Annotated in this window: 2 protein-coding genes; one reads left to right on the plus strand and one right to left on the minus strand. The window is 60.6% G+C overall.

All coding sequences use genetic code 11. The annotated features are described in order from the left end of the window. Nucleotides 1-1,302: adenylate/guanylate cyclase domain-containing protein (locus WBQ77_RS00665; RefSeq protein ID WP_424058455.1), on the plus strand; the 1,302-nt coding region annotated here is incomplete at its 5' end. Between the two features lie 33 nt (nt 1,303-1,335). On the opposite strand, the gene WBQ77_RS00670 is transcribed toward WBQ77_RS00665, so the two are convergent. Continuing rightward, nucleotides 1,336-3,136, minus strand: a 1,801-nt coding sequence (locus tag WBQ77_RS00670; RefSeq protein WP_424058457.1) for a sulfatase-like hydrolase/transferase, incomplete at its 5' end; no start/stop codon positions are given.

Consider the following 3,136-nt stretch of genomic DNA (forward strand, 5'->3'; position numbering starts at 1 on the left):
AACGCAAGCAATGGCGAGCTGTCCCTTGAAGCGCGCATGCGCAAAGTTGGCATCACGGTCGATGAGTTCAGCAAACTCAAAGAGGCGCAGAACCTGTCCGATCGTCTCGTGCGGCGCGAAGAAGTGGCGATGCACGCCTTGGACGGCCGGTTTGACGACGGGACGGGAAGCTTCTCCCGCGAAGGGCCGCCGGACCGCGACATGGCCATGCGGATTCTCCACGACAAGACCTATCATGACGCCAAGGGCGCTATCATGGAGCCGATCGATGTGTTCCTGACGATGGTTAACGCCCGGACGAACGCGGAGCTCAAAGGCCTCAACCGGTATGCCAGCCAGGTGCTCGCCGGTCTTATTGCCACGAGCATAGGTCTCCTGGGCCTAATCGCCGTCCTGGTATGGGTACTCCGCGCACGCTTTCTCCGGCCGACCGCGGCACTTCTCACGACGGTGGATGAAATCGGCGAGGGTAACTTGGACGCGCGCACGCATGTTTCAGGGAGCGACGAACTGGGCACGCTCGCGAGCGCCGTCGACTCCATGACCGCGCGCCTAAAAGCGGCGCTCGGCGAAGTCGAGAAAAAGGCCGACCAAGCGCGGCTTCAAGCCGAGGAACTGGCGACGGAGCGCGATCACTCCGAGAAGCTCTTGCACAATATTTTGCCTGCGCTCATTGCCGAACGCCTCAAGGGCGGCGAGTCGATGATCGCGGAGACCTTTCCGGAAGTGACGGTACTCTTTGCCGACATCGTCGGGTTCACGCGGCTGGCAGAGAAGATCGGACCTCACGATATCGTTAGTATGCTGAACGATATCTTCGGACGGTTCGATGACCTGGTGGTGAAGCATGACCTCGAAAAAATCAAGACGATCGGGGACTGTTACATGGTCGTCGGCGGCGTACCCACCCGAAGCGCGACCCATTGCCAGCAGACAGCCCGGTTCGCCCTCGACGCGCTCAAGAGCTTCGAGGACTACGCCGCGAGCTTCCCACACCCCTTGCGCATTCGGCTCGGGATGCACACCGGCACGGTGGTGGCCGGGATCGTCGGCACGCAGAAATTTGCGTATGACTTATGGGGCGACGTCGTAAACGTCGCGGCCCGCTACGAGAGTACGGCGGAGCCGAACCGGATTCATGTGTCCGATGCCGTCCGCGTGCGGCTGGTGGATGACTTCGACTTCGAAGACGCCGGCGAAGTCGAACTCAAAGGCAAGGGCCAAATGCGGTCCTGGTTCCTGACCGATGCCAAAGACGACTCTGGCACCATCGTTCCGCTCAAGGACCAGCGCCGCGGCTAGGCCGCGCGCGTTTCGTCTAGGACGCCCGAGCCCCTACCGGCCCCAATCACCGACCGCATCGCTGCCCGGAATTTCGAACTCGAGATACTCCTCGACGTCGAACGGCATGCTGTCGACTGTGGCTTTGACGCGCTCGGCAATGGCCTCTGTCTCGGGTCGTGCGTTGGATAAGCCCGTATAGGGAATGCCCTTTGCGTTCTTCACGTCAGGGTACTTCTTTTTGAAGAGCTCGTGCCGCGCCCGCATGTGGTTGAACTGTCCTTGGGTATGGATCAGCGGCACCAGCTGCGGGTTCTCCTCGCGCGGGTCCATATAGAGATCGTAATAGGCCTCCGGCATGCCGGACGCCTCGACCTCACCCGCGCCGATCCAGTGGCGCTTGTAGCGCCCCTTGACCGTGGCGCCGAGCTCGTGACCCGCATAGATGAACACGTAATCCCGCCGGCCGTTGGTATCGCCCTCTAGAAGGACGGCGGTCTGGTCCAGCCCATCGACGACTCGATCCGTCGGAATGTTCCCGGTCGCGCCGCCCAGCCGGGCGAACGTCGTGTACAGATCCGTAACGTGGACGATGTCGGCGACGACCTGGTCTTCTTTGATCATGCCCGGCCACCACGCGAACGCAGGTACGCGAACGCCACCTTCGGTGAAGTCGCCCTTACCGCCGCGATACATCATCGGCAGCATGCCCCAACCTGTGGGCGGGCTATGCACCATCGGACCGTTGTCGGCCATGGCGATGACCAATGTGTTCTCGGCGATGCCGAGTTGCTTGAGCTCGTCCATCAAGGTCCCGATGAAATCATCCAGCTTGGGAAAGGCGTCCGCGACCATCAAGCCGGCCACCGACTTCTTCGGCATCTGGAAGTCCATGAAGTTGAGAAAGTTCGGCCAGTAGGAAACGAAGAAGGGCTTCTCCGCCTCGGCGTTCTTGCGGATGAATGCGAGCGTGCGTTTTTCGGCTTCGTCGTCCAGCTTCCCAAAGCACTCGTTGGACGTTCCACACCACTCGCGACCCTGCTCGCCCTTCTTACCCTCAATGTTCATGACCCAGCCCGCAGGGACCAAGCCCGGGCTATCGAGCTGGTAGGGATCGAGCGGATAGATCTCCGGCGAAAAGCCGAGCACCGCATTCACCGCGTTGCCTTGCGGGTTGTAGAGGGAGGTGATCTGATTCATCGGCGTGAACAGCGCCTCGTCGAACCCTTGGTTATGAAGATAGCTCTCCTCGATGTCACCGAGATGCCCCTTGCCGAAGAAACCTGTCGCATAGCCTGCATCGGACAGCACCTCAGCGATGGTCACTTCCTCGGCCCGCATCCCGGAAAACTCATGCGGCATGCCCACCACACCCATGCCGTGGCGCACGGGATGGCGGCCGGTTAGAACGGCGGCGCGGGTTGGGGTGCAAGAAGGCTCAGTATACATTCGCGTGAAGTTGATGCCCTCTTCGGCCATCCTGTTGAGGTTGGGCGTCTCATAACCGAAGTTCTTCTGCAAAGCCGGAAAGCCTACGGCGCCGAACGCGGTGTCGTCCCAAAGGATGTAGACGATGTTCGGCGGCCTGCCGAATTTCTCCTCAAGCGCGGCAAGTTTCGCGTCGAGTTCCTTGTCCTGCTCCGCCCACTTATCTCCGTTTTGATTTTTGAGAATATAGAACTCGGCGTCGTGAACGATCTCCTCGGCGTTAACCGCTATGGGGGCGGCAAACAGAAATGCAGCCTGCAGCGCCATGGCCAAGGCCAGAAAACGCAGTCGAACAATCGACGCGTGAGAGGGCCTGCGAGCCGTGACAGCAGTAAACCTTGTAGTCATGCCACCTCCACAAACTCCC

The sequence above is a fragment of the Methyloceanibacter sp. genome (assembly GCF_049590335.1).
Lineage (GTDB): Bacteria > Pseudomonadota > Alphaproteobacteria > Rhizobiales > Methyloligellaceae > Methyloceanibacter.